A 5,101-nucleotide genomic window follows, 5' to 3' on the forward strand; every position below is an offset into this window, starting at 1 on the left:
TCCCCCTCTCCCCCTCTCCCGCTCTCCCCGGCTACATAACGCATTGGATGTCATTAAACTGCGATCTCGATCGCAGATAAAAGACTTCTTAGTTTTAGCGTTTAATTATTAAAATTTCGTATCTTATCTTCGACAAACAACACAAAAATCGCTTCCGAAAGATTTACGCAACTCCCGATATCGCTAGGAAGAGATTGACATCAATAGACGTTGGGGATCGCGTGATATGGGAGAAAAATGAAAATTTAATCAGATTGACGCCCCTCATATTTCGTGACATAATATGAGGAAACATAGCCTACAGTACGCAACTGACTTTTGCCAAGACTCGATTGATTTGTAACAAAAATCTATTGCAGAAAACTAAACCCAGCCATCCTAGGACGTTCCAATTTTTAATCTTTTTTTAACAATGGCTCAGCTCGCTTCCCCGATTCAAGGTTTTAAGATGACCCCGATGTCCGCCCCTCAAACTGTGCGTTGCCCGAACTGTGGCAATATTGGCGAACGCCGCTATCTCCACAGCAACCTCGTGCGGACTCAGTGTCCTCACTGCGATTACCTTATGGTGTCTTGTTCGGAAACGGGGCGCGTGATCGAGGCTTATTCCCCAGGACTTTACCAGTCGAGCGTGTAATCCCAGTCGCCCGTCCGAGGGTTCCGTCCGTCTCGCTACAAAATAATTCACAATAGAACAGCGGCGCTGCACGAACGCCGCTGTTCTTGTATATAGTCTTTCACTCGGGGGAGAATCCGCACGCTACAGCCTGCTCTCTGCACTGAGAAAGCTGTCTTCGCGGCTGACGGGCGACGAGTGACTGAAAAACTCTTCCTTGTTTGTGCTGGCTCGTAACTGTCCGCAGGCGGCATCGACATCTAAACCTTTAGAGTAGCGGACGCTGACGGCGATGTGGCGCTCTTCTAAAGCACGAACGAAGCGATCGATCCGTTGGCGATCGGGCCGTTGGTAATCTACTTCCGAAATCGGGTTGTAGGGGATGAGGTTGACGTGGCTTTGGAAGCCCCGCAGGTGTTTCGCCAGTTCTTCAGCGTGTTCGGGGCGATCGTTTAACTCCGCTAAGAGTAAATATTCAAAACTCAGTCGCCGTCCCGTAATTTGGACGTATTCGCGACATTCCGCCAACAAATCCTCGAGGGGATACTGACGCGCACTAGGAATCAGTCGTTCGCGAAGTGTCTGATTCGAGGCGTGGAGACTGACGGCGAGGGTAGCTTGTAACTTGTGCTGGGCAAGACGGCGAATATGACTGGGGATTCCCACCGTCGAGACGGTCATCGATCGCTGTCCGATGCCTACGTCTTCGTTGAGACAACGTAAGGCAGCTAGGACGTTATCGATGTTGAGTAGCGGTTCCCCCATTCCCATAAACACAACATGACTGACGCGGCGATCGAATTCTTCCTGAACCGTCAACACCTGATCGACGATTTCGTGAGTTTCGAGATTGCGGAGAAAGCCCCCTTTTCCCGTGGCACAGAAATCGCACGCCATCGGACAGCCCACTTGAGAAGAAACGCAAACCGTCAACCGCTTTGAAGTCGGCATTCCCACGGTTTCGACGAGGTTTCCGTCGGCGAGTTGCAACAAGTATTTAATCGTTCCGTCGGGTGCGATCGAGCGATGGTGAACGGTCGATCGCCCGAAATCGACCGGTTCGGCATTTTCCCGCCACCGTTTGGGAAATACTGTAATGTCTGAGAGCGATCGCGCGCCTTGGCGATACAACCACTGATAAAGCTGTTTGCCGCGATAGGCCGGTTGTCCCCGATCTTGCACCCAAGCCGTTAACTCCTCGAGAGACGCCCCGAGGCGAGGTGTAGGGGTTCCTTGAGACACTGACTGAGACGCAAGCTGTACCGACATAAATTCCGAGGGGTTCCGAACGTTGAGGCAACACTTCATCGTAACGCAGTTCGCCCAGAGCAATCGCTTTCCCCCATTCTCGCTTCCCGAACCTTTCCTAAAATCGATACAATACTTAACAAAGCGTCTCAGAAAATCGTTTAACAACTTCCTCAGCGGCTATGCAAACAACACCGACACGCGAACTCGATACCGTCCCAGGACAATTTTGGACTTGGCGCGACCACGCCATCTATTACGTCAAAACGGGAAGAAAACATTCCAACCGCCCGCCGTTGCTGTTGGTTCACGGCTTCGGAGCGTCAACGGATCACTGGCGAAAAAACCTGTTGGGGTTGCAAAACGACTTCGAGGTTTGGGCGATCGATCTCTTAGGATTCGGGCGATCGGCAAAACCCGCCTTAGCTTACAGCGGTCAGTTGTGGCGCGACCAACTCCACGACTTCATCACCGAGATTATCGGCGAACCGGTGGTGTTGGCGGGAAATTCCCTCGGCGGTTACGTTTCCCTTTGTGTGGCGTCTCAAAAAACCGAATCGGCGAAAGGCTTGATTCTTCTCAACAGTGCGGGGCCGTTTAGCGACGCTCATCCGCGCCAACCGAATCTGGCGAGTCGCGTCGTGCGTTGGTTTGCGTTGCAAGATTGGGTAGCGTTTCTCATTTTCCAAAATACCCGCCGTCGATCGGTGATTCGTAAAACCTTAGAGCGGGTGTACGTGGATAAAACCGCCATCACCGATCGCCTCGTCGAAGAAATTTACCGTCCCTCGTGCGATCGGGGTGCGGCGAAAGTGTTCGCCTCAGTCTTCAAAACGCCTCGAGGCGCAACAGTTGACGAACTGCTGCAACAACTCCAACATCCCTTGCTGATGCTCTGGGGAGAAGGCGATCCCTGGATAAACGCTCGAAAACGGGGGGCGAAGTTTCGAGAATACTATCCCAGTTTGACGGAATATTATCTCGACGCCGGCCATTGCCCCCACGATGAAATTCCCGATCGCGTCAACGCGTTAATTGCATCTTGGGTATTGCGTTGACAACTCCCGCACCAATTGGCAGCAGAATTCTTCCTTCAACCCTCCACGCGTACCCTAAAATAATGCAAGCCGTGCCACACTCACCGATGCTTTCCGTATCCGACGCCGAACGCCTCATTTTCGACGCCGTTCGTCCCCTCCACCCCGAACACCATACAGAAGTCGTCAACCTCCTCGACGCTACCGGACGTATTCTCGCCGCCTCCGTCAGTAGCAAACTCGACTTTCCCCACTGGGATAACTCGGCGATGGACGGCTACGCCGTGCGTTTTGACGACGTAAAAGCCTGTAGCGACAGCGAACCCACCATTTTAGACGTTATCGAAGAAATTCCCGCCGGAACGCCGCCTCAAAAAACTCTACAACCGGGACAAACCGCCCGCATTCTCACCGGTTCCATGATGCCAGAGGGGGCGGATACAGTAGTGATGCAAGAAAATATCCGTCGAGAAGGTGATTCTGTGGCGGTTCTCGTTCCCCCGGAAAAACCCGGTCAGTTCGTTCGCCGTTGCGGAAGCTTCTACCAGGCGGGAAATCCTCTTATTGAAGGTGGCGTCCGATTGCAAGCCGCCGATATTGCTGTTTTAGCCGCCGCACAAGTAACAAAAGTGCGCGTGTTTCGCAAACCCCGCGTCGCTATCCTCTCCACGGGAAGCGAGTTAGTCTCCCCGGAAGACCATCTTCAACCGGGTCAAATTGTTGACTCGAATCAATATGCTCTCGCGTCGTTTTTGGCGGCGTTGGGAATGGAACCCCTGCGGGTGGGAATTGTGGAAGACAACCCTGCAACGCTGAAATATTCAATCGCCGAGGCGTTGAATTGGGGTGACGTGGTGGTTTCGACGGGTGGCGTGTCGGTGGGCGATTACGACTATATCGATCGCATTTTAGAACAGTTAGGGGGCGATTTATTGGTGCGATCGGTAGCCATCAAACCGGGAAAACCGCTGACGTTCGCGCAGTTTCCCAAGCAACACGCTCTCTATTTCGGTTTACCGGGAAATCCGGTTTCGGCGTTGGTGAGTTGTTGGCGGTTCGTCAAACCTGCCCTGTTGAAATTGGCGGGGTTGCATCGGGGATGGGAACCGGTTTTTGTGAACGCGAAAACGCGAGTTGAGTTGCGTTCGGGAGACGGACGGGAAACCTATCTTTGGGGTCAGTTGTTGGCGACGGAAACGGGGTTGGAATTCGAGATTCCAGGAGGAAGTTTTAGTTCGGGAAATTTGATTAATTTAATGCAGACAAACGGCTGTGCGAGGCTTCCTGTGGGAACGAAACGAGTTGAAATAGGCGAAACAGTTTCGGTGTTGTGGGTAGATACGCCCGTTTCCCGTTTGGGGTGAATGGCTCGGTCGTGGCAATCTTAAATAGGTAAACTGCGGACAAAAAGGAAATAGGGAACGGGAAACGGGAAACGGGGAACGGAGGGTTTATCTCAACTTTTGTAAAAATATGAGTCTGGAGTAGGTTGGACTTCGGCAACGCTGCCGTCCATAGGTGGAGCGATGGTGAAACCCAACAACAGCTCAATTCAGTGCAGAGACTCCGATCTGATAAATTTACATTTTTGAGATGCACTCTGTCTATTTTATTAAATTTATTTTCTACTAAAATAGAAGAAATCGAGCAACATTGTTAACTCTCGTAATATCCCCAACTTGAGGACTAACGTTGTGATCTCGACTTTAGCGATCGAACGGCTGACGCTGTACGACTTAGAAGAACGCTTTAATTTGCAAGAAGAATGCGATCCGGCGTTTTTTTCGCAATAGCAGGGAATGCAACCCCAGTTGTCAGATTCCGAACGAGAACGTTTGGCGAGAATTTGCGTCGGATATGCCAACTTAGAACGACGCGGACTGTTAGAGAAAACCGTCGAACTGCTGGTGTTAGCGCCGCTTTTAGACTTAGCTGGATTTTTTCTCCCACCGTTTTACATCGAAACCGAAAAACCCGTTCGCGTGACAGCCACCGACGGAAGCATGACGATTAGCGGACGCTTAGACGTTCTCGTGGTGTGCGATCGCCTGTGGATTTTAGTTAGGGCTTGCTGAATAAGTCTCCAGAGCGAATTCTGATGCCGTACAGCTTGCCCAATGGTCGTTTTGGACTCTAGCTTCCCAATTGAATCGGTAATCGCCGACGAAAATCCAAGGTTTTTGAGCTTCTCGATCGGAAA

At 51.5% G+C, this 5,101-nt stretch carries 5 protein-coding genes; 4 read left to right on the plus strand and 1 reads right to left on the minus strand.

Translation table 11 applies throughout. The features are described 5' to 3' along the window. Positions 1 to 448: 448 nt before the first annotated feature. Positions 449 to 637: a hypothetical protein gene (locus POG22_RS10615; RefSeq protein WP_342662835.1), complete on the plus strand. Its 189-nt coding sequence runs from the start codon at positions 449 to 451 to the stop codon at positions 635 to 637. Between the two features lie 123 nt (positions 638 to 760). On the opposite strand, the gene rlmN is transcribed toward POG22_RS10615, so the two are convergent. Continuing rightward, complete coding sequence (gene rlmN / locus POG22_RS10620) at positions 761 to 1,885, minus strand: dual-specificity RNA methyltransferase RlmN (RefSeq protein WP_498905175.1); 1,125 nt, start codon at positions 1,883 to 1,885, stop codon at positions 761 to 763. 161 nt (positions 1,886 to 2,046) lie between these two features. On the opposite strand from rlmN, the gene POG22_RS10625 reads away from it, so the two are divergent. The 3 genes from POG22_RS10625 to POG22_RS10635 all read left to right on the plus strand — a co-directional run bounded on the left by POG22_RS10625 (position 2,047) and on the right by POG22_RS10635 (position 4,976). Continuing rightward, complete coding sequence (locus tag POG22_RS10625) at positions 2,047 to 2,922, plus strand: alpha/beta fold hydrolase (RefSeq protein WP_498905171.1); 876 nt, start codon at positions 2,047 to 2,049, stop codon at positions 2,920 to 2,922. Positions 2,923 to 3,008: 86 nt separating this feature from the next. Next, complete coding sequence (locus POG22_RS10630) at positions 3,009 to 4,265, plus strand: molybdopterin molybdotransferase MoeA (RefSeq protein WP_063719495.1); 1,257 nt, start codon at positions 3,009 to 3,011, stop codon at positions 4,263 to 4,265. A gap of 435 nt (positions 4,266 to 4,700) precedes the next feature. Beyond that, positions 4,701 to 4,976 (plus strand): hypothetical protein, encoded by a 276-nt coding sequence (locus tag POG22_RS10635; RefSeq protein ID WP_498905173.1) that lies wholly within the window; start codon positions 4,701 to 4,703, stop codon positions 4,974 to 4,976. Positions 4,977 to 5,101 lie beyond the last annotated feature (125 nt).

This window comes from Geitlerinema sp. CS-897, assembly GCF_028368005.1.
Lineage (GTDB): Bacteria > Cyanobacteriota > Cyanobacteriia > Cyanobacteriales > Geitlerinemataceae > Baaleninema > Baaleninema simplex.